Origin of the sequence: Dorea sp. 210702-DFI.3.125 (assembly GCF_020560945.1) — a bacterium.
Taxonomy (GTDB): domain Bacteria; phylum Bacillota; class Clostridia; order Lachnospirales; family Lachnospiraceae; genus Dorea; species Dorea formicigenerans.
The window spans coordinates 46905-67480 of sequence record NZ_JAJCNF010000007.1 but is presented as its reverse complement, the minus strand read 5'-3'; the positions used below and the strand labels follow the sequence as shown (position 1 = coordinate 67480).

20 protein-coding genes are annotated in these 20576 nt (G+C 41.2%); 5 read left to right on the top strand and 15 right to left on the bottom strand.

Translation table 11 applies throughout. The features are described from left to right. Nucleotides 1–98 precede the first annotated feature (98 nt). Nucleotides 99–1373 (top strand): double-cubane-cluster-containing anaerobic reductase, encoded by a 1275-nt coding sequence (locus LI164_RS05185; RefSeq protein ID WP_227086850.1) that lies wholly within the window; start codon nt 99–101, stop codon nt 1371–1373. Further along, nucleotides 1373–1651: a DUF3343 domain-containing protein gene (locus LI164_RS05180; RefSeq protein ID WP_005335984.1), complete on the top strand. Its 279-nt coding sequence runs from the start codon at nt 1373–1375 to the stop codon at nt 1649–1651. Before LI164_RS05185 ends, LI164_RS05180 begins: the two co-directional genes overlap by 1 nt. 56 nt (nt 1652–1707) lie before the next feature. Here LI164_RS05180 and LI164_RS05175 read toward each other — a convergent pair whose 3' ends face one another. The 7 genes from LI164_RS05175 to LI164_RS05145 form a co-directional block, all read right to left on the bottom strand. Next, nucleotides 1708–3690 carry a sodium-translocating pyrophosphatase gene (locus LI164_RS05175; RefSeq protein WP_005341143.1) on the bottom strand — a complete coding sequence of 661 codons (1983 nt, stop codon included), beginning with the start codon at nt 3688–3690 and terminating at the stop codon, nt 1708–1710. A gap of 127 nt (nt 3691–3817) precedes the next feature. Next, on the bottom strand, nt 3818–4618 hold the full coding sequence (gene truA, locus LI164_RS05170; RefSeq protein ID WP_005335986.1) for a tRNA pseudouridine(38-40) synthase TruA: 801 nt from the start codon (nt 4616–4618) through the stop codon (nt 3818–3820). Between the two features lie 16 nt (nt 4619–4634). After that, nucleotides 4635–5459: an energy-coupling factor transporter transmembrane protein EcfT gene (locus LI164_RS05165; protein WP_029730882.1), complete on the bottom strand. Its 825-nt coding sequence runs from the start codon at nt 5457–5459 to the stop codon at nt 4635–4637. 46 nt (nt 5460–5505) lie between these two features. After that, a complete protein-coding gene (locus LI164_RS05160; RefSeq protein WP_029730881.1) occupies nt 5506–6357 on the bottom strand; it encodes an energy-coupling factor transporter ATPase in 852 nt (283 codons plus the stop codon). Further along, a complete protein-coding gene (locus LI164_RS05155; RefSeq protein WP_227086849.1) occupies nt 6342–7193 on the bottom strand; it encodes an energy-coupling factor transporter ATPase in 852 nt (283 codons plus the stop codon). The genes LI164_RS05160 and LI164_RS05155 overlap by 16 nt, the downstream gene beginning before the upstream one ends. Before the next feature lie 43 nt (nt 7194–7236). Then, nucleotides 7237–7755 (bottom strand): peptidylprolyl isomerase, encoded by a 519-nt coding sequence (locus LI164_RS05150; protein ID WP_005335991.1) that lies wholly within the window; start codon nt 7753–7755, stop codon nt 7237–7239. A gap of 231 nt (nt 7756–7986) precedes the next feature. Further along, complete coding sequence (locus tag LI164_RS05145) at nt 7987–8613, bottom strand: hypothetical protein (RefSeq protein WP_227086848.1); 627 nt, start codon at nt 8611–8613, stop codon at nt 7987–7989. A gap of 320 nt (nt 8614–8933) precedes the next feature. Between LI164_RS05145 and proC the strand changes: the two genes are divergently transcribed. Next, nucleotides 8934–9728 carry a pyrroline-5-carboxylate reductase gene (proC, locus tag LI164_RS05140; RefSeq protein WP_117658025.1) on the top strand — a complete coding sequence of 265 codons (795 nt, stop codon included), beginning with the start codon at nt 8934–8936 and terminating at the stop codon, nt 9726–9728. A 227-nt stretch (nt 9729–9955) separates the two neighbouring features. On the opposite strand, the gene LI164_RS05135 is transcribed toward proC, so the two are convergent. Further along, on the bottom strand, nt 9956–10513 hold the full coding sequence (locus LI164_RS05135; protein WP_173790176.1) for an HD domain-containing protein: 558 nt from the start codon (nt 10511–10513) through the stop codon (nt 9956–9958). 240 nt (nt 10514–10753) lie between these two features. Between LI164_RS05135 and LI164_RS05130 the strand changes: the two genes are divergently transcribed. Further along, complete coding sequence (locus LI164_RS05130; protein ID WP_173785513.1) at nt 10754–11491, top strand: SDR family NAD(P)-dependent oxidoreductase; 738 nt, start codon at nt 10754–10756, stop codon at nt 11489–11491. A gap of 67 nt (nt 11492–11558) precedes the next feature. Here LI164_RS05130 and LI164_RS05125 read toward each other — a convergent pair whose 3' ends face one another. Both LI164_RS05125 and putP read right to left on the bottom strand, forming a co-directional pair. Next, the gene (locus LI164_RS05125) at nt 11559–12359 is read right to left on the bottom strand and encodes an SDR family NAD(P)-dependent oxidoreductase (protein ID WP_005341128.1); all 801 of its coding nucleotides are present in this window, start codon (nt 12357–12359) and stop codon (nt 11559–11561) included. Nucleotides 12360–12689: 330 nt separating this feature from the next. Next, the gene (putP, locus tag LI164_RS05120) at nt 12690–14234 is read right to left on the bottom strand and encodes a sodium/proline symporter PutP (RefSeq protein WP_227086847.1); all 1545 of its coding nucleotides are present in this window, start codon (nt 14232–14234) and stop codon (nt 12690–12692) included. Nucleotides 14235–14546: 312 nt separating this feature from the next. Between putP and LI164_RS05115 the strand changes: the two genes are divergently transcribed. Then, nucleotides 14547–15128, top strand: a complete 582-nt coding sequence (locus tag LI164_RS05115) for a 50S ribosomal protein L25 (protein WP_227086846.1) — start codon at nt 14547–14549, stop codon at nt 15126–15128. 183 nt (nt 15129–15311) lie between these two features. Here LI164_RS05115 and glmS read toward each other — a convergent pair whose 3' ends face one another. From glmS to LI164_RS05090, 5 genes are all read right to left on the bottom strand, one after another. Further along, entirely contained in the window at nt 15312–17150 is a 1839-nt protein-coding gene (gene glmS, locus LI164_RS05110; RefSeq protein WP_227086845.1) for a glutamine--fructose-6-phosphate transaminase (isomerizing), read from the bottom strand. A gap of 264 nt (nt 17151–17414) precedes the next feature. Continuing rightward, complete coding sequence (locus tag LI164_RS05105; RefSeq protein WP_227086844.1) at nt 17415–18650, bottom strand: Wadjet anti-phage system protein JetD domain-containing protein; 1236 nt, start codon at nt 18648–18650, stop codon at nt 17415–17417. Nucleotides 18651–18690: 40 nt separating this feature from the next. After that, nucleotides 18691–19101 (bottom strand): DUF234 domain-containing protein, encoded by a 411-nt coding sequence (locus tag LI164_RS05100; protein WP_005336009.1) that lies wholly within the window; start codon nt 19099–19101, stop codon nt 18691–18693. Nucleotides 19102–19300: 199 nt separating this feature from the next. Next, nucleotides 19301–19963, bottom strand: coding sequence for a hypothetical protein (locus LI164_RS05095; protein ID WP_227086842.1), 663 nt, complete (start codon nt 19961–19963; stop codon nt 19301–19303). Between the two features lie 230 nt (nt 19964–20193). Continuing rightward, nucleotides 20194–20568, bottom strand: a complete 375-nt coding sequence (locus LI164_RS05090) for a hypothetical protein (RefSeq protein ID WP_227086841.1) — start codon at nt 20566–20568, stop codon at nt 20194–20196. Nucleotides 20569–20576 lie beyond the last annotated feature (8 nt).

Genomic DNA, 20576 nt, shown 5'->3' with positions numbered 1-20576 from the left:
TCATTCGTTATTTCTTACAATAATTACATAGGATTAATCGTAATGTATGTTTGATTCTAACAATCAAAGAGTCAATGTCAAAGAGGAGGAATAATAACATGGCTGATTATGTAAAAATGTGGGAAGACCTTGGAATGGATATCAATAATCACGACAATCTCTGTCAGGTTCTTCCAACAGCAGTTGGGGATGTATTTATGACACAGGAGAACCGACCGAAAGCAATGGATTTCTGGGATATGGTCATTGCTGAGGTACATGGTATCCGCCCGGCTGAATTAATTGAGGAGCAGAAAAAAGGACGCAAAGTATTCGGAACATTTTGCGTATATGTACCAGATGAAGTTGTCATCGCTGCTAATGGTATTGTGACCGGACTCTGTGGTGGTTCCCAGTTCTGGGTTCCGGACGGCGAAAAAGTCCTGCCGAAAAATATGTGCCCGCTTGTAAAAGCTTCTGTTGGTGCAAGACTTGGACGTACCTGCCCATTCTTCCGTATTGCAGACATGTATATCGGGGAAACTACATGTGATGGCAAAAAGAAAGCTTATGAGATTCTTGGAAAAGACGTTCCGATGCATATTATGGACGTTCCTCAGATGAAACGCGAAAAAGATATTGTAAAATGGAAAGATGAAATTGCTGATTTTGCAAAAATTGTAGAAGATTTCACTGGTAACAAAGTAACACCGGAAAAGCTTGCTGAGGCAATCAAAATCTGTAACGAAAAACGAAAAGCAATGCAGAGAGTTTATGATTGCAGAAAGTCAAAATGTCTGCCAATCTCCGGACGTGATGCTCTGCTTATGACTCAGATTTCCTTCTTTGATGATCCGGTACGTTGTGCTCAGATGTGTAACCGCCTGGCTGACGAACTGGAGCAGCGCATCAAAGATGGTGTATCTGTCGTTCCGGAAGGAACAAAACGTATCCTGATCACAGGAACACCTCTTGCAGTTCCAAACTGGAAATTACACAATATCATTGAGACAAGCGGCGCTGCTGTTGTCTGTGAAGAGATGTGTACCGGAACAAGATACTTCGAAAACCTTGTTGATGAATCTGGCGAGACACTGGACGAACAGTTCATGAATCTGTCCAGACGTTACATGAAGACAAACTGTGCTTGCTTCACACCGAACACCGGACGTATCGATGACATTCTCCGCATGGTAGATGAATACCAGGTAGATGGAGTCATCGACTGCAGCCTCATGTTCTGCTGCCTGTATGATACAGAGAAACGCGCAGTTGCTGAAGCATTAAAAGAAAAGAACATTCCGGTTCTCTCTCTGGAAACAGATTACACCGATACAGATGCTGAACAGCTCCGCACAAGAATCGGTGCATTTGTGGAGATGTTAAGCAAATAATGGAAGATAAAAACGAACATATCCGCTATTACATACTCTTTGATAATCACACCCAGGGGATGATGCTCCACGAGCTTCTGTGCGATCACGATATCCCAAATCGTATCGCACCGGCCCCTCGGGCGACGGACGGAAAAGCCGCCTGTGGAATGGCACTTCTGATACATCCTGATGATATCGAAGCTGCCAGAACATGCATCGAAGAGAACAACGCAGAATATGTCAGCATCGTTCCATTAGAGAACCAACTTCATAAAAAGAGAGACCGATATTGTTAATTGCGTAAAAAAACGAGACATTTTTCAATGTCTCGTTTTTAATCTCATAATATGTATTACAGTAATCCACCAATTGATAAGAATAATGGTGCGAATACGAGAGATACTACTGTCATAAGTTTGATCAGGATGTTGATTGACGGTCCTGAAGTATCCTTGAACGGATCTCCTACTGTATCACCAACAACGGCTGCTTTGTGAGCCTCGCTTCCTTTTCCACCGTGATGTCCTGTCTCGATGTACTTCTTAGCGTTATCCCATGCTCCACCTGCGTTGGACATGAAGATTGCCATAAGAACTCCTGTTACAAGAGCTCCTGCAAGAAGTCCGCCAAGAGCCTCAACGCCAAGAACGATACCTACAACCAATGGAGCTGCTACTGCCATAACTCCTGGAAGAAGCATCTCGTGAAGAGCTGCTGTTGTAGAAATTCCTACACATGACTTGTAGTCCGGTTTCTCCTCACCTTTCATGATGCCCGGTTTCTCACGGAACTGACGTCTAACTTCCTCGATCATCTTGTAAGCTGCTTTAGATACTGACTCCATTGTAAATGCGGAGAACAGGAATGTAAGCATACCACCGATGAAGATACCGATGATTACTTTGTAATCAAGGATACTGATGGAATCAAGTTTAACTGCCTGTGCGTATGATACGAACAGTGCAAGTGCTGTAAGAGCTGCAGATCCGATAGCGAATCCTTTACCCATAGCTGCTGTTGTGTTACCAACAGAGTCAAGTTTGTCTGTGATGTCACGAACTGACTCCTCAAGACCAGACATCTCTGCAATACCACCGGCATTGTCAGCGATCGGTCCATAAGCATCAACTGCAACAGTGATACCTGTTGTTGAAAGCATACCTACGGCTGCAAGAGCAATTCCGTAAAGTCCAAATGTCTGATATGAAATAAAGATAGCTACACAGATCAGAAGAAGCGGGATAGCTGTTGATTTCATACCAACTGCAAGTCCACTGATGATTGTTGTAGCTGCACCTGTCTCAGACTGCTCTCCGATTCCCTGAACCGGTTTGTAATCTGCAGATGTGTAGTACTCTGTAATATTACCAATGATAACGCCGACAATCAGACCAGCGATCACTGCGATTGCTGCGTTCATGTTTCCAAATAATGTCCAGCTAAGTGCCAGAGATACGATGATAACTAATGCTGCAGATACATAGCTTCCTCTTGTAAGAGCTTTCTGCGGGTTAGAGTTCTCATCACCTTTTACAAAGAATGTAGCAATGATAGAAGCGATCAGTCCGCATCCGGAAATAGCCAGTGGGAATAATACTCCTTCTGTAGCTGCCACACCAACACCAAGTGTCAGAGCGGATACTAATGATCCAACATATGACTCGAACAAGTCAGCACCCATTCCTGCTACGTCACCTACGTTATCTCCAACGTTGTCAGCGATAACTGCCGGGTTACGCGGGTCATCCTCTGGAATACCAGCCTCAACTTTACCTACAAGGTCAGCTCCAACGTCAGCTGCCTTTGTATAGATTCCTCCACCTACACGTGCGAAAAGCGCGATAGATGAAGCACCAAGACTGAATCCAAATAATACGTCTGTGTTCTTAGTAAAAATGTAAACAAGGCTGACACCAAGTGCACCAAGTCCTGCTACACACATTCCCATAACTGCTCCGCCTGAGAATGCAATTGAAAGAGCTTTGTTCATTCCGTGCTCTTTTGCAGCGTTAGCTGTTCTAACGTTAGCTTTTGTAGCAACTGTCATTCCGCAGTATCCTGCGATTGTTGAGAACAGCGCTCCAACTACGAAACAAATAGCTTCAATCCAGTTTTGAATTCCTACTCCGATCAGTACGAAAAGTACTGCAACGAAGATAACAAGAATCTTGTACTCTGCACCTAAGAATGCACGAGCACCTTCAGCGATTGCATCTGCAATCTCTTTCATTCTGTCAGTTCCAGCGTCCATTTTGCTTACTTTATTTGCAAGGTATGCAGCAAATAACAAAGCTACTACAGCCGCAACCGGAACCAGATACATGTAATTGTCCATTGTCCAATCCCTCCATAGAATTATATATCCTAGATAGTTTATCACAGAGTTCTTAATAATTCAAAGAAAAAATACAAATTTCTTATTTTTTTCTTACATTTTTCTTATATTCTTCTGTTGAAAGCGTTTACAGTGGATAATCTATTGATACAAGCACCAGTCCATTCGGCGGTGCTGTTATTCCCTCGGAAGTATGTTCCTTCGCCTCCAGAATATCTCTGATTTTCTCTGGTTCATAGAATCCACGCCCCACACGAATCAACGTTCCGGCAATGATACGAACCATATTATATAGGAAGCCGTTTCCCGTTACACGAATAACGATTTCTTTTTCATTTTCTAAATTTGAATTTTCCTGTCCCCAATTCGAAGCCTGGAACTTATCCATCGGAATCTCTTTAATTGTTATTTCATGCACTGTACGCACAGTATCTTTCGCATTAGTCCGTACATTGCAGAAGCTTGCAAAATCATGCTCCCCTAAAATGTATTTCGCACCTTGTCTCATCTTTTCCACATCTAAATCGAAAGAAACGAAGGTGCTGTACCGGTTTTTCAGCGGATTTCTCACCTTCGCGTTATAAATGTGATATTCATATGTTTTGGATATCTCGTTCTGATATCTCGGATGCCAATCTATCTGCACTTCGTCAGATCTTACGATCACAATATCTTCCGGCATCTTCTGATTCAGTGCATATGCGAACCGGTCTCCCGGAATCCGGGATTCTGTATCAAAAACGGCTACATTTCCAAGTGCATGTACTCCGGAATCTGTCCGGCTTGCACCTATGATCCGGATATCTTCTCCGGTCAGTTTACTGATCTGTCTATTTAGGATTTCTTCTATTGTAATACCGTTCGGCTGAATCTGCCAGCCACAGTAATTGGTACCGTCATAGGCAACTACTATCCGAATTCTTCTCACTCTTCAAAACCTCCTGTTAAAAAATCCAGATATGAAACGGTACATATCTTCCAATCACGAATACTGCTGCCACATAAAGAATCACAATTGCATAGGCCACACGGTCACGGCTCACATAACGAAGCGGTTTCATCTTCGTACGTCCTTCTCCTCCGTGGTAGCATCTTGCCTCCATCGCCATGGCAAGGTCATTTGCATGGCGGAACGCAGATACAAAAAGCGGTACAAGGATTGGAATCATAGCTTTTGCTCTTTGAAGCATATTTCCACTTTCAAAATCTGCACCTCTGGCAATCTGTGCCTTCATAATCTTGTCCGTCTCCTCCAGAAGAATCGGGATAAAGCGAAGTGCTATAGACATTGTCATAGCGATCTCGTGAACCGGAATATGAATTTTGTTCAACGGTCCAAGCAGCTTCTCAATAGCATCTGTCAGCTCATTCGGCGTCGTTGTAAATGTCATTAATGATGATCCAATAATCAGATAAATTAATCGGATCGCCATATACACCGCATTTACCAGTCCTTCTTCTGTGATTGTAAAGATCCACCAGTGAACTAATGTGTCACCGCCTCTTGTCAGGAACAACTGAAATAATACCGTCAACATCAAAATCATGATAATAGGCTTCAGACCTTTCACAATATAACCAAACGGTACTTTTGACAAACGTACTACCATCACAAGAAATGCGGTCGCAATGATGTATCCTGGAATACTCCGAAACAGGAATAATGAAATCAAGAATAAAAGTGTGGATACAACCTTCACTCTTGGATCCAGTCTGTGCAATATACTTTTTGCCGGATAATATTGTCCTATTGTAATGTCTCGAATCATTTTTTATATCTCCAATATCTATTTACAAGCCTTTTATCTTTTTTTGCTATTGTCTTCCTAATGCATGCATAATCTCATCTGCTGCCTCTTCTACAGTTGTAGCAGTCACACCTACCGGGAATCCTTTCATCTTCAGATCATGCATAATGTATGTCACCTGCGGTGCTGCAAGTCCGACCTTCTCCAGTTCCTGATAATGTGCGAACACATTTTTCGGGGTATCGTTATACATCACTTCACCACTGTTCATCACAATCAACCGATCCGCATATCTGGCGATATCCTCCATACTATGGGAAACCAGAATAACCGTCAGATCCGATTCCTTGTGCAGATATGCAATCTGATCCAGAATCTCGTCGCGCCCCTTCGGATCTAATCCCGCAGTCGGCTCGTCCAGTACAAGCACCTTCGGACGCATTGCCAGTACCCCGGCAATTGCAACTCTTCGCTTCTGCCCTCCTGAGAGTTCAAATGGTGATGATTTATAATATTTTTCTTTTAATCCTACAAGCTTCAATGCCTCCAGCGCCCGTGCCTCACACTCTTGCTGTGACAATCCCTGATTCTTCGGTCCAAAACACACATCCGTCAGCACATCTATTTCAAATAACTGATGCTCCGGATATTGAAACACAAGTCCCACCTGGCTTCTGAGTGCCCGCATATCGTACCCATCCTGGTAAATGTTCTCTCCATTATAATAGATGGCTCCGCTTGTTCCTTTGATCAGTCCATTCAGATGCTGGATCAGCGTAGACTTTCCGGAACCTGTATGTCCGATGATCCCCACAAATTCTCCATGTGGAATCTCCAGGCAAATGTCTTTTAACGCATGTTTTTCGTAGGCTGTACCTTCACTGTATACATAATTCAAATGTTCTATTTTAATTGACATAATGCCTCCACCAGTTCTTCCTTCGTCAAAATTCCATCCGGAATGTCAAGTCCTCGTTTCTTAAGCTCGTCCGCAAGAATCGTCACCTGCGGAACATCTAATCTGTAGTACTTCAATGTATCGACCTGAGAGAAGATTTCTTTCGGTGTTCCTTCCATCACTACATGCCCGTGATCCATAACATAAATCTTGTCTGCATCGACCACTTCTTCCATATAATGTGTGATCAGTATAACCGTAACTTTCTTCTGCTCTCTTAACTTCTGCACTGTTTTTAAAACTTCTTTTCTCCCCATCGGGTCCAGCATAGCTGTCGGCTCATCAAGAACGATGCATTTCGGCTCCATAGCGATGACCCCGGCAATTGCTACACGCTGCTTCTGTCCACCGGAAAGCTTATTGGGTGAATGATGCCGGTAAGAAATCATTCCAACAGATTTCAAACTGTCTTCTACACGTTTCCAGATTTCGTCGGTTGGTACGCCCAGATTCTCCGGTCCAAATCCAACATCTTCCTCCACGACCGTTCCGATAATCTGATTGTCTGGATTCTGAAAAACCATGCCCGCACTCTGTCTTACATTCCACAGCTCGTTCGGATCTTTTGTGTCACGTCCGTCTACCCACATCGTTCCATCAGTTGGCACAAGAAGCGCATTTATATGTTTTGCAAATGTGGACTTTCCTGAACCGTTATGACCAAGAATTGCAATAAACTGCCCTTCTTTCACATCGATATCCACCTCATCGATTGCCCGGGACTTGCCGATAATATTGCCATCTTCATCCCGTTTGTCATATTCAAATACCAGCTTGTCTGTCTGTATCATATCCATGGGCTCTTTGTGCCTCCTCTAATTTAACTGTTTACTTTTTATCTTAAACTCTCTCCGGAGCCGGGTATTCTACTCCCATTGTGTCTACCGTAACTTTTTTCATCTTCTGCTCTTCCAGTGGTCTGTCACTGTAATCGGTTGCTGTCTCAGCAATTTTATTTACAATATCCATTCCTTCTGTAATCTTACCAAATGCAGCGTAAGCTCCGTCCAGATGCGGGGAATTCTTGTGCATAATGAAGAACTGGGAACCTGCTGAATCCGGATGCATTGCTCTTGCCATAGAAAGAACACCCTCTGTGTGTCTTAAATCATTTGCAAAACCATTCTGTGAGAACTCGCCTTTGATTGTGTATCCCGGACCGCCCATGCCTGTTCCATCCGGGCATCCACCCTGGATCATGAATCCTCGAATCACTCTGTGGAAGATGAGTCCGTCATAGAATCCGTTCTGAACCAGTGAAATAAAGTTGTTCACTGTGTTCGGAGCAATTTCCGGATATAATTCTGCTTTCATAATGTCACCGTTTTCCATTTCAAATGTTACGATTGGGTTTGCCATGTTGTATACCTCTTTCTTCTATATTTTTATTTTAATTTTTCTCAGATTGTTGGAAATTACCCGAAAAGCAAATCTAAATTTGCAGTCATTCTGTTCCCGATAATTTTCGAAAATCCTGAGTAATATTGTAGCGTAGGTTAGGTGTATCGTCAATATTTCCTGGTACTGATATATTCTATTGTTACTTTTTATTCTATATCTGAAAGCTGGATGGGCAAACACGTTGCCTAATTAATTGTAGTGTGGTGTAAGGCGTATGAGGCCTCCTTTTTCTTCGCAGCCGGTGTTCCAGAAGTCTTCAAGTTCGAAGGTATCGCTTTCCCCATAAGTTGCTGTTTTGATGTACATTTTTCCATCTTTTTCTTCGTATCCGGTGAGCAGGAACCAATGCCAGATATAGTCTTTGTAGGCTTCGTTCTGATGGCGCAAAAGCAGGTACGGTACAGGAATGTCCTGATCTAGTTGTTCTTTAATAAATATAGCTGCTTCCTGCCATGTATGATCACCACAGAATTCTTCCATCCTGATGTAAATATCCGTGTGTTTCGCTTCATTTACATCTTGAATATATCGTCCAAGACCTTCCACGAACCAGCTAAGCTTCCGTACACCGCCAGCACGTGGTTTGAGGTAAGGTTTCATGATCTGGCTGAATGCCTTATAATCTTCTTTTGTAAGGCATTCTATATCGAATGGATAAAGCGGCTTCATCTTTTCATTCCGAAGTCCGAAATAAATGCAGCTGTCGCATGCGGTCGCTGCAGCACAGCCACCCATATGCATAACCAGATTCGTGAACCAGTCCTGATTGCCTCCGTAGCACCCTTCTATTGTAAAATAATCCAGTTCTTTTTTCATATTCAGTCACTTCCTAACCAAATTTCTATATATTTTCACTTAATTTCAAAAATGCAAATGCAAAAATTATTTCTTGTACATTATATCCAACTCTGTCACTTCCTACAAGAGCGAGTCTCACAATGTCATCCCTGCCCAAACTCGCAAGAGCGATTCCTTTAACTTCGGATTGACTTCATTTTTCCAGAATGCTATTATTTTCCTAAGATGCCTGGAAAATGATTACCAAACGAATCTTAGCAATACGGCTAAACTACACATTTTCCACCCGGAAATGAACGAACATGGGCAAGGCAAATAATAAGAAAGAAGGAATCACTATGAAATTAGGTTTTATCGGCACTGGAAATATGGCGTCTGCTATTATGGGCGGTATTATAAAGAATCAAATCATCCCTGCAAATGATATTATCGGAGCAGATGTCATGGAAGCTGGACGCGAGCGTGTAAAAGAGCAGTTCAAAATTCAGGTAACTGCTGACAACCATGAAGTTATCAATAGTTCTGATATTGTCATTTTATCTGTAAAACCGCAGTTCTATGCAGAGGTAATTGCCGAAATCAAAGATGATGTTCGTGAAGATCAGATCATTATCACAATCGCACCAGGCAAAACTTTGGCGTGGTTAAAGGAACAGTTTGGTAAAAATGTAAAAATTGTCCGTACAATGCCAAATACTCCGGCGCTTGTGGGAGCAGGTATGACTGCCGCATGCCCGAATGAATATATGACAAAAGAAGAGATTGCTTATGTCCTCACACTTCTGGAGAGTTTCGGACGCGTTGAGATCATTCCAGAGCGCCTGATGGACACCGTCGTTTCTGTTAGCGGAAGCTCCCCGGCTTATGTATTTATGTTTATCGAAGCTATGGCTGATGCAGCCGTTTCCGGTGGTATGCCAAGAGCTCAGGCTTACCAGTTCGCTGCCCAGGCAGTTCTTGGAAGTGCGAAAATGGTTCTGGAAACCGGAAAGCATCCAGGTGAGTTAAAAGATATGGTATGTTCCCCGGCAGGAACAACTATTGAAGCTGTCCGTGTTTTGGAAGAAAAAGGCTTCCGCAGCTCCGTAATCGAAGCCATGAAAACTTGTGAAGAAATTTCCAAGAGCATGTAAAAAATTTTTTATTTTGCAAAAATGTCTTGATATTATCATAATTTTGCAATATAATTTAATCAAATTTTTATTGTATTATTAATTTTACCCAACCCAAATTTTAAGTGCGAACAGCACTTAATCAAACATTGTGGTCGCCCGGTTCCTCAATTAACTTGGCAACAACAAAAAGGAGACGCTTCAGATTCTATTATAAATCTGAAGCGTCTCCTTTTTACACAGCTATATCAGATGTGAGATGACTCATCTATCCCAAAATTCTTATCTACCAGATAACTGTACTCGCGAAATGCTTCTTCCTGCTCAAATCCTTCGCGCAGAGATTCCCGCAATCCTTTGTAATACCAGCCAATCGTGTTCTTTTCTTTCATTCGGAAACGATTCCACAACTCTTCTCCCATGACCGGATAATCCCTGTCGATATCACGGATATTAGAAAGCTTGTCTGCCAGACCAATCATACGCACCTCATACGGTGCATATTTTAAATGCTCAATCGTATGACTCTTGCGCTCAAACCATGTCTTTGACTTGTCTTCGCTCTCCTGAGCCACCAGCGCTGCCACACGCTCAGAAAACTCCTGCGCCAGTACTTCCCGTGTAATTCCCTGGCAATCCTCGATTGTATCATGCAAAAGCGCTGCACTGATAATCTCCTCATCAAAAGTCAGTGTTGCGACAATCTCACCCACCTCCAATGGATGAACAATATACGGTCTTTTCGTCCCTTTTCGGAACTGCCCCTCATGTGCCTTTGTAGCAAATGCAATCGCACGAGCGACCATCTGCCCTTTCTTTTCTAATTCGTTCAAAATTTTATCCCCATATTCGCTGCCAGTCACCTGTCTTATTGATAAGTCCTATATTACAAGCGTGCTTATCAACTATTATTTAAATAATAGCATCTCGTTCTTCAAATATCAATCATTCCAGTATATAATAAATATAAATATGTATTTATAAGATGATGTTGTGGATTTTTGCCTCAACTGTAATGCATAAAAACATTTTTCCTGGAGGTCATTATGTCTGAATATACACAAAAATATGCATTTGTTACCGGCTCTTCCCGTGGCATCGGACGTGCGATCGCCCTTCGACTCGCGGCTGAGGGCTATCATATCTTCCTGAACTGTTCCCGCTCTTTTGACGCACTGGAAGAAACCAGACAAGAAATTGAAAAGATTGGCACATGTACACTGGTGCCAGGTGACATTGGAAATCCTGATACTGTGCGGGAAATCTTCCATACGATTGCCAAGACCTGTGACCATCTGGATGTACTGGTAAACAATGCCGGGATTTCCCACATCGGGCTTCTCATGGATATGACTGATGAAGACTGGGATAAGGTGCTTTCCAGTAATCTCTCCTCCGTCTTCTACTGCTGCCGCGCTGCCATTCCTCCTATGCTGTCACACGGAAGCGGAAGGATCATCAACATTTCCTCCATGTGGGGCGTAAACGGTGCATCCTGTGAAGCGGCTTACTCTGCTTCCAAAGCCGGTGTCGGCGGGCTCACCCAGGCACTTGCCAAAGAACTGGCAAGAAGTAAAATTCCAGTCAATGCTCTTGCATGTGGTGTCATCGATACCGAAATGAATAAACAATTAGACGAAGCAGAACGGGCAGAACTTGCGGAAGATATCCCTGCCGGACGCTTCGCCACTCCTGAAGAAGTTGCTGAAATGGTGTGGAAACTAATCTGCGCGCCAGAATATCTCACCGGACAGATCATCACATTTGACGGGGGATACTTATAAAGAAAAAGATGCACGACTGCAGAATCTTATCCTGCAATCATGCATCTTTTTATTGATAAATTCTTATTTATGGTCTCTGACCCATTCCACCTTCCAGTGTCAGTGTCTCACCACTCATATATTTGAAGTCTGGAGATGCAAGCTGTACACACACTCTTCCGATCTCTTTCTCTGCGTCTGCATAGTGACCTGCCGGCGGCATCTTTACATTTGCCTTAAATGCGTCCGGATAAGCCTGCTCGAATTTCTCAAGCTGTGCAGTCCATGCAAGTGGGCATACGATGTTGACATTGATTCCGTCCGGTCCCCACTCAGTTGCTGCAACTCTTGTAAGTCCACGGATTCCTTCTTTTGCTGCCGCATATGCACACTGACCATAATTACCAAAAAGTCCCGCACCGGAAGCAAAGTTGATAACGCTTCCTTTTGTCTCTTTCAAGTATGGATAGCATGCCTGCATATAATAAAATACTGCATACAATCCTGAATACATTGCCAGATCGAACTGTTCCTGCGTATGATCTGCCAGTGTAACTCCGGATGCAGAAGCCTGTGCATTGTTGATCAGCACATCGATTCGCCCAAATGTATCGATTGCCTGTTTCACGACATTGTCAACAACTGCTTTATTGTCTGCGCCTGCAGATACGTCTGCTTGTACCGGAAGTACTTTTATTCCGTACAGTCTCTCTAATTCTTCTTTTGCATCTGTCAGTTTCTGCACATTACGTCCTGTAATAACAAGATTTGCCCCCTCTTTTGCATATGCAGTTGCGATTCCATATCCGATAGATCCACATCTGCCATCACTTAATACCGCGCGTCCCGCTCCTGTGATGATCGCTGTCTTACCTGTTAAAAATCCCATATTTCCTTCTCCTTTCAGTAAGCCTTTTCTTGTATAACGTACCATATCACATTTTTACATTCAATTCAATATTATTTTACTATTTTTCGCAATTTTCTATAAATAATACGATCGATAGTTAAAAAACAAACTATTTTTATAAATTTGAGTTAATATTATATCAAATATAGATAATTTAACATTTCCTGCTATGTAACTAAAAAAGGTCCACCGGACCTTTTTGTCGTATGCTTGGCAACGAAAAAGGCGCCATACAGCCAATGTCATGAAGTTAACATTAGCCATATAGCGACCTTATACTTACATTTCTTATTATTTACACTTCTATTCTTACATATCTTTTTCTTCGTATTTTTTATATTCATCAAACTGCGCAAGAATTGTCTCGTCCGGTGCTTTTGTAACCATACTGACGATTACGATAAAGCACAAGCTGATAACAAATCCGACTAACAAAGAATAAATTCCTGTTGCATTTCCGATTGTCTGTCCATTTACAATTGGAAGATAATCCCAGATCAGCACAGTCACTGCTCCGGACACCAGTCCTGCCACAGCTCCCGGAAGATTCGTTCTGCGCCAGAAGAGGCTCATAACGACAAGCGGACCAAATGCTGCTCCAAGTCCTGCCCATGCATCAGATACCAGGTCCATGATAGAACTGTTCGGATCCCATGCGATGAAAAATGCTAATACAGCTACGCCAAATGTTGTCAGACGTGCTACATTTAATACCTTCTTATCAGAAGCTTCCGGATTCAGAATGTTCTGGTAAATGTCTTTAGACACGGAAGAAGAACATACCAGAAGCTGTGAATCTGCAGTTGACATTACAGCTGCCAGGATTCCACAGATAAACAATCCTGCAATAAATGGAATCGGAATCTTTTCGATGAAAACCTTCTGAATCATCTCAATAAATACTGACTCTGCTGATGGTGCCCCCTCTGTTACTCCGAGAATCTCCGGATAGAGAAAAGCACGTCCGAGCAGTCCGATCGCAATCGTAAATCCAAGGGAAAGTACAACCCACACAATTGCAATTGCTGAAGATTTCTTCAGTTCTTTCTCACTGCGGATTGCCATAAAACGAATCAGGATATGTGGCATACCACAATATCCAAGTCCCCATGCCATATTAGAAATAATCTCTACCGCTGTGATCGGATGATCTCCATTATATGTAAAGCTTAAGTAATTGTCCGGATTCACTCCTGTATTTGCAAGCATGTTATGAAAATCACCACCTACAAATCCCCATGCCAGCACCGGTACTGCAAGAATTGCAATCAACATCAGTAATCCTTGGAAGAAATCTGTAGAACACACTGCAAGAAATCCTCCCATAAATGTGTAGATCAGAATAACTGCTGCACCCAGAAATAAAGCTATATGGTAATCCAATCCAAATACAGTGTTAAAAAGCTTACCTCCGCTTGCCAGCGCGGAAGCTGTATATACCAGAAAGAAAATGACGATAATAACTGAAGAAATACCAAGTAAAATCTTCTTTTCATCGTGATAACGGTTTCCGAAAAATTCCGGAAGCGTCATAGAATTTCCCGCTACAATTGTATATGCACGAAGTGGTCTTGCGATAATAAGCCAGTTAGCAATCGTTCCAAGTCCTAGTCCTACGGCGATCCATGCCTGCCCGGTTCCAAGTGCATATACAGAGCCCGGAAGTCCCATCAGCAACCAGCCGCTCATGTCAGATGCCTGTGCAGACATCGCAGCTACCGGAGCGGAAAGTCCTCGTCCTCCGAGGAAGAAATCGTCTGCCCCCTTCGTCTGTCTCATGCTCCAGATCCCAATTCCGATCATTCCCAAAAGATAGACGCCAAATGCAATTAATATAGATACTGTTGTTGTCATGTTCTCTCTCCTTTTCTATAATCAAAGAACGCTCTCACTTTTGAGAGCATTGTATTAATTATACTAAAAAATGAATATTTGTCAATATATGCTTTCTTGCTCGTTAACGTCACCTGGTAACGACCTGGTAACATTATTCATCTGTTTCATCCGTTATACATGAAACATCAGGTCTTAGTGCTTTGTCTATTTTGCATAATCTTTTTCTCTGTTTTTTATATTTTTTGGTTAATCATAATATTGTGCAGGTGCTATACTACAGTTGTAACAAATAGAACTCATAAAATTATTCAGACTTGGAGGAAAAGATAAATGAATACTTTAAAAGCTGAAAAAAGAACACTTGCCGTAAAGGCAAAAAAATTAAGAAAAGAGGGCTATGTTACCGGTAACGTATTCGGCAAAGAGATGAAAGAGTCCATTCCAGTAAAAATGGATGCTGCCGCAGTTGACCGCCTGCTTAAGACGAGCAATAAAGGAAGCCAGATCATGTTGGATATTGACGGCGAATCCCACAATGTATTGATCAAAGAGGTTGATTATAACCCATTAAAAGGCAGAGTAGATGAGATGGATTTCCAGGCTCTTGTCAAAGATGAAGTTGTACATTCTGTTGCAGAGATTGTTCTTGTAAACCATGACAAACTTGCATCTGGTGTATTGCAGCAACAGTTAGAGGAAGTTTCTTATAAAGCACTTCCATCTGCACTTGTTGACAAAGTTGAGATTGATGTAGCAGAACTCCGTATCGGCGATACGATTAAAGTAAAAGATCTGTCACTTGCACAGGATAAAGATGTCCACTTGGTTACAGATCCTGAGACAACTGTTGTTACTGTAACTGAATCACATATTGCAATTGCTGATGATGAAGACAGTGAAGAGGCTGAGTAATCCCAGTATCGGATCATTTTCAAATTGAACATTTTGTATCTGAACAGATATCATAATTGGAAATTTGTCAGACACTCATAAAAAATGAAGGCTCCTTAAGTGGGAGGCTTCATTTTTTATAAAGAGGACATAGCATTTTAAATAAACACTATGTCCTCAATTAACATTCTTATTCTATTATTCTTATTCCACTGTTACACTCTTTGCAAGGTTTCTCGGCTTATCTACGTCTAATCCCTTTGCCACGCTCACATAATATCCCATCAACTGTAATGGAATAACTGCAAGTGATGTTGCAAAATGTGGATCTGTCTTTGGAATATAAACAGTGAAATCTGCTGTATCCTCAATATTGTAATGACCAAATGTAGTCAATCCCATAAGGTACGCTCCACGGCTCTTACATTCTACCATATTGCTGACTGTCTTCTCATAGAGATCTGGCTGTGTCAGCACTCCGATTACCAGTGTTCCATCTTCAATCAGAGAAATGGTTCCGTGTTTCAACTCTCCTGCTGCATATGCCTCAGAATGGATATAACTGATTTCTTTCATCTTCAGGCTGCCTTCCAGACTGATTGCATAATCAATTCCTCTTCCTACGAAAAATGCGTCTTTTGCATTAGCCTGCTTTGCTGCGAACCACTGGATTCTCTCTTTATCTGCAATAATCTTACTGATCTTATCCGGAATTGTCTGCAGCTCTTCAATATATCCTGTATACTGTTCTTCCGTAATCTGTCCACGAACCTTTGCAAACTGAATTGCAAGTGCATAAGTTGCGATCAGCTGTGTGCTGTAAGCTTTTGTTGTAGCTACAGAAATCTCCGGTCCTGCCAGTGTATAGAATACGTTGTCTGCTTCTCTTGCGATAGAAGATCCGATCACATTTACAATACCAAGTGTCTTAATTCCCATCTCCTTAGATTCACGGAGTGCTGCAAGGCTGTCTGCCGTCTCTCCGGACTGGCTGATGATAATGACCAGACCTTCGGGATCTAAGATTGGATTACGATAACGGAATTCGCTTGCCAGTTCCACACGTACCGGAATTCTTGCCAGGTCTTCGATGACATACTGTGCTGCCATACCTACATGATAAGCAGATCCGCATGCTACGATATAAATCTGGCTGATCTCTTTCATCTCCTCTTCGGATAATCCTACTTCCGATAAATCAATCGCTCCATTTTTCAGGACAGAATTCAAAGTGTCAGAAACTGCTTTTGGCTGCTCATGAATCTCTTTCATCATGAAATGCTCAAATCCTGCCTTTTCAGCTGCTTCTGCATCCCACTCGACCGTCTTCAACTCTTTCTGAATCTCGTCTCCGTCCAGATTATAAAATGTAATCTCTCCTTTTCTTACGCGGGCCATTTCAAGATTTCCGATGTAATACACATTTCTTGTATATTTCAGAATAGCCGGAACATCAGATGCGATGTAAGAATTCTCACCATCTACACCAAGTATCATCGGGCTGTCTTTTCTTGCCACATAAATCTCTCCTGGATAATCCTTAAACATCATTGCCAGTGCATAAGAACCACGAATACGGATCAATGCATGATTGATTGCATCAACCGGTGTACCAAGATATTTCTTATAATAATAGTCAACTAATTTTACAGCAACTTCTGTATCTGTTGCTGAGTAAAAAGAATAACCTTTACGGATCAGCTTATCTTTCAGTTCCTGATAGTTCTCTATAATACCATTGTGAACTGCTACAACATTGCCATCATCACTGACGTGCGGATGTGCATTTGTCTCAGATGGCTCTCCATGAGTCGCCCATCTTGTATGTCCGATACCACATGTTCCAGGTACGGATTCTCCGCCATTCGTCTTCTCAGACAGAACTTTCAGACGGCCTTTTGCTTTAATTACTTCTGTCTCTTTCTCCCCATCTCTTACTGCGATTCCTGCTGAATCATATCCTCGGTACTCCAGCTTAGAAAGACCATCCAACAGAATTGGTGCTGCCTGCATATCACCTGTAAATCCTACAATCCCACACATACTATAACTCCTTTCACTGTGTCTCTTGTATATGTACACTTCAAGACTCCCTTGTGAGCCCCGATACGAAATCCGGTATCTAAAAAAGCTTTTTTGCGACCAGATTCCTCTTATTTGTCATTATATAGTCAATTCTACAATCCGTGTAAGTATACCATAGAAGCTTCGCTGGCGCAAGAGATGAAGCTGATTCAAACTATCTTTGTAATTGAGCTTTGCCAGAGTGTATATAATATGATGACTGTCGATGAGATCGAGACATTTTTATATTAACATCTCCTGCTCGATTTCCATCTTATTTTCCAATATACACTGTTTCAGTACTTCTAATTTACCGGCATTCAATGCTTCTAACTTTTTCTGCTTTTTGCTGCATAGCTTAATTCCTTTTCCCTTTTCCAACGCTGCCTTATAGGAGGGAACGTCCATCTTCCATGGAATCAGATTTGGAAAAATATTCTTTTCATTATACAAAAAAATCTGTATTCCACCGTAATCCATATCTCCCCAATGATAACACTGGATTTCTTCCGGTGCTGTCTTCATTAACATTTGCAAAAAGCGAACTTCCTTTGGCGAAAAGTAGCCATGACAAAAGATATATAAAACTTTTGGATTATATTCCATGCTTTCATAATTCGCTTTATTCTCAATCACAATGATTTTTTCAACACTATTTCGTAAGTTTGGTACGGCATGCTCTAATGTCTGTGCATTAAGTACCGTTCCATAATAATTCAAGGAAGTGTCGATTTTCTTCTCTATCGCTGTGCCATTTCGATCTGTCATGCAATACTCCACGGCACCTTTCCATTCTAATGTCTGGGAATAACTTAATATTCCATGTGCTGCCAGTATCTCATCATCTGACATGCCTTCTTCATATTGCGGAGAGTATTTCAAAGCTTCGATAACTGCACCTTGATAAATGCGTTCGAAAACTTTAGATGGCGTGATATCATTTTTCTTTTCAAATACTTTGGAGCTGAACACGCGCTTCCATTCCGGTTCTTTCAGATCAGCTAACGCTTTCAGACACTTAAGAAATTCTTCATCCTCCGCTTTGGATAACTCTTTCGTATTCCCTTTATTCAACTGTTCCAGCACATGATTACAATAAGCGAACAGACAGCTTCCGGATACATCCTCCTGCAGTTTGCACACTCTTGTTATTGCCTGTAACTGGCGTTCTCTAGGATCAATGACCCCAATTAAGTCACATAATCCAGGAATTACTTCTACCCGATAATCAATCTTCGTGATATCTGTATTCATTTCTCTCCAGTCAAAATGCAGATATTCTTCTCCGCCTAATGCTGGAATTCTTTCTAAAACTTTTGCCTGTCTGACCAGTTCATCTCTGCCACCCACTATTTTCAAAAGATCCCCATCCACCTTTGGGTGCTTCATTCCTAAGAGATTTCCTATGCGATAGTCCTTTGTATTTGTCTTATCGATTAGCCATTTTGCCAACGGCAGATTCTTTTCATTATATTCCATATTTTATTCTTCACTTTTCATCATAACCTTACATTTCTTTTTATAACATGCGATTGAAGTAATTATAAAGATCCTCCAAAGTTAGCAACATTACGTTTCGTTCATGTGCCACTGCAAGCAATTCCTCGGTAAATCCTCCCAGTGAAAAAATAATATAATAATATTTTTCTCCCTTTGCAAAGGCCATCGCATATCGTTCTAATAATTCTAATTCATTCAACCCAATTTTCTCATTTTTGAATTTACAAGACCCCATCAAATACTCTGCTATTTTCTGATTTGATTCCTGTACCGGAACACCTACAATATCTATCTGTATCTGCTTCTTCTCACGCGGATCAGTTCCCCACCACTGACCGACATCAGCCAAATCAAACGGCAGGTTGTCTGCATAACGCATCAGATACTCCTTACACATCTTTTCAAATATAAGTTCCATATAGTCATGCATATGATAGATTTTTGGATATTTCCATTGTCTACCATATGGGGAGCATATCAATTTACAGGGATTGTGGCACTTTTTTAACTAATCAACTGTCAAAGATGAGATTATATCACAGCAAAAACAAAAAACAACCAGTCCTTAAAAACTAATCAAGGGGCAAATCAATATTTCTCATTCTTTTTGAATAAAATGGAAAATTCTCTTAAGTTTCCTCTTCTATCTCTAATAACCCTAAATCAAGCAATGAAACACACAACAAGCTCAGTATTCTATATGCCTTTCCCAATGATTCCATTTCATACGGGATTGGTTCGTTTATCCCATTTCGCCTAAAATATATCTGATTCTCCGGAGACTCTAAAGTCACGATATTTCCAGTTGCTTTTTTATTATACTCAATCCTTTGTTCAAAATGATATTGCTCAAAGAAATCATTAATGAGTTTTGTTCCAGACTCTTCCATATAAGATCTTAGTGATAAATCCACTCCCTTATACTGCGTAGCACTTTTTAAACACATATCCATATATACAGAATTAGACAAAAACTCAAACCATTTCTGTAATTTTACTTGTCCTCGAAATCTTGTATTAAAAAATATATCTCTCAAAAATAATAACTGTTTTGGTATATCTGTATAATTCTTTACCTCTGTCAGTATTGTATTTGCTGTACTTCCCTCCCTTGACAACAATTCAATACCATCTACAGTCAACTTTTCTCTCAAAAATACATCTACCCATTGATAAGAAATATCATAAATTATTTCAGATTTATCAATTTCAAAAACATATTTTAATTCCATTACCGGAGTATCAGAAAATAAACATATATATTCCACCCAATTCACTTCATTTTTGGCCAAAAATAGGCTCTATCTTCTCATAGTAATGCAGACTGGATGTAAACGTTTCACATTTTTCAAATATGGCTGGTGGAATTTAGTCTAGCACCCCGAATTCCAGTAGCCCGTAAGGAACAACTTTTTTTCAAAATTACTCACTAAGCACAGAACTATTCAATTACACCCTGTAAAATGGCATAAAAAAAGAACCTCTGATTGCTCAGAAGCTCAATAATATCTGCTATTTTCTCTTATTCTGTCTCATTCATCATCAAGGTAACTGCCTGTTTCAGATCAAATACCACCAGATTACACTCTGCATGATAGGTTCCTGATATTCGATAGCTTTTTTCTTCATCCCATTTACATACTTTCCAGATAATACGCAGCATAGGAATACTGTTTATTACAAAGTTCCAGTCATTCTCACTACATTTTGGCACATAGAAGCACTCTGAATCTTTCCGATCAGATGCCTGTACCGCAAAAAGCTGTTTCTCTGGGTTAAAAAGGAAGCGAATATACTTCGGTTCACCCAATCTTTTTATTGTAGAATGAAATATCCGTATTCTTCCTGCTTTTTTGCACAGAGATACCCCTGTAATGTTTATTGTCTTTTGCGACATTTGCACTC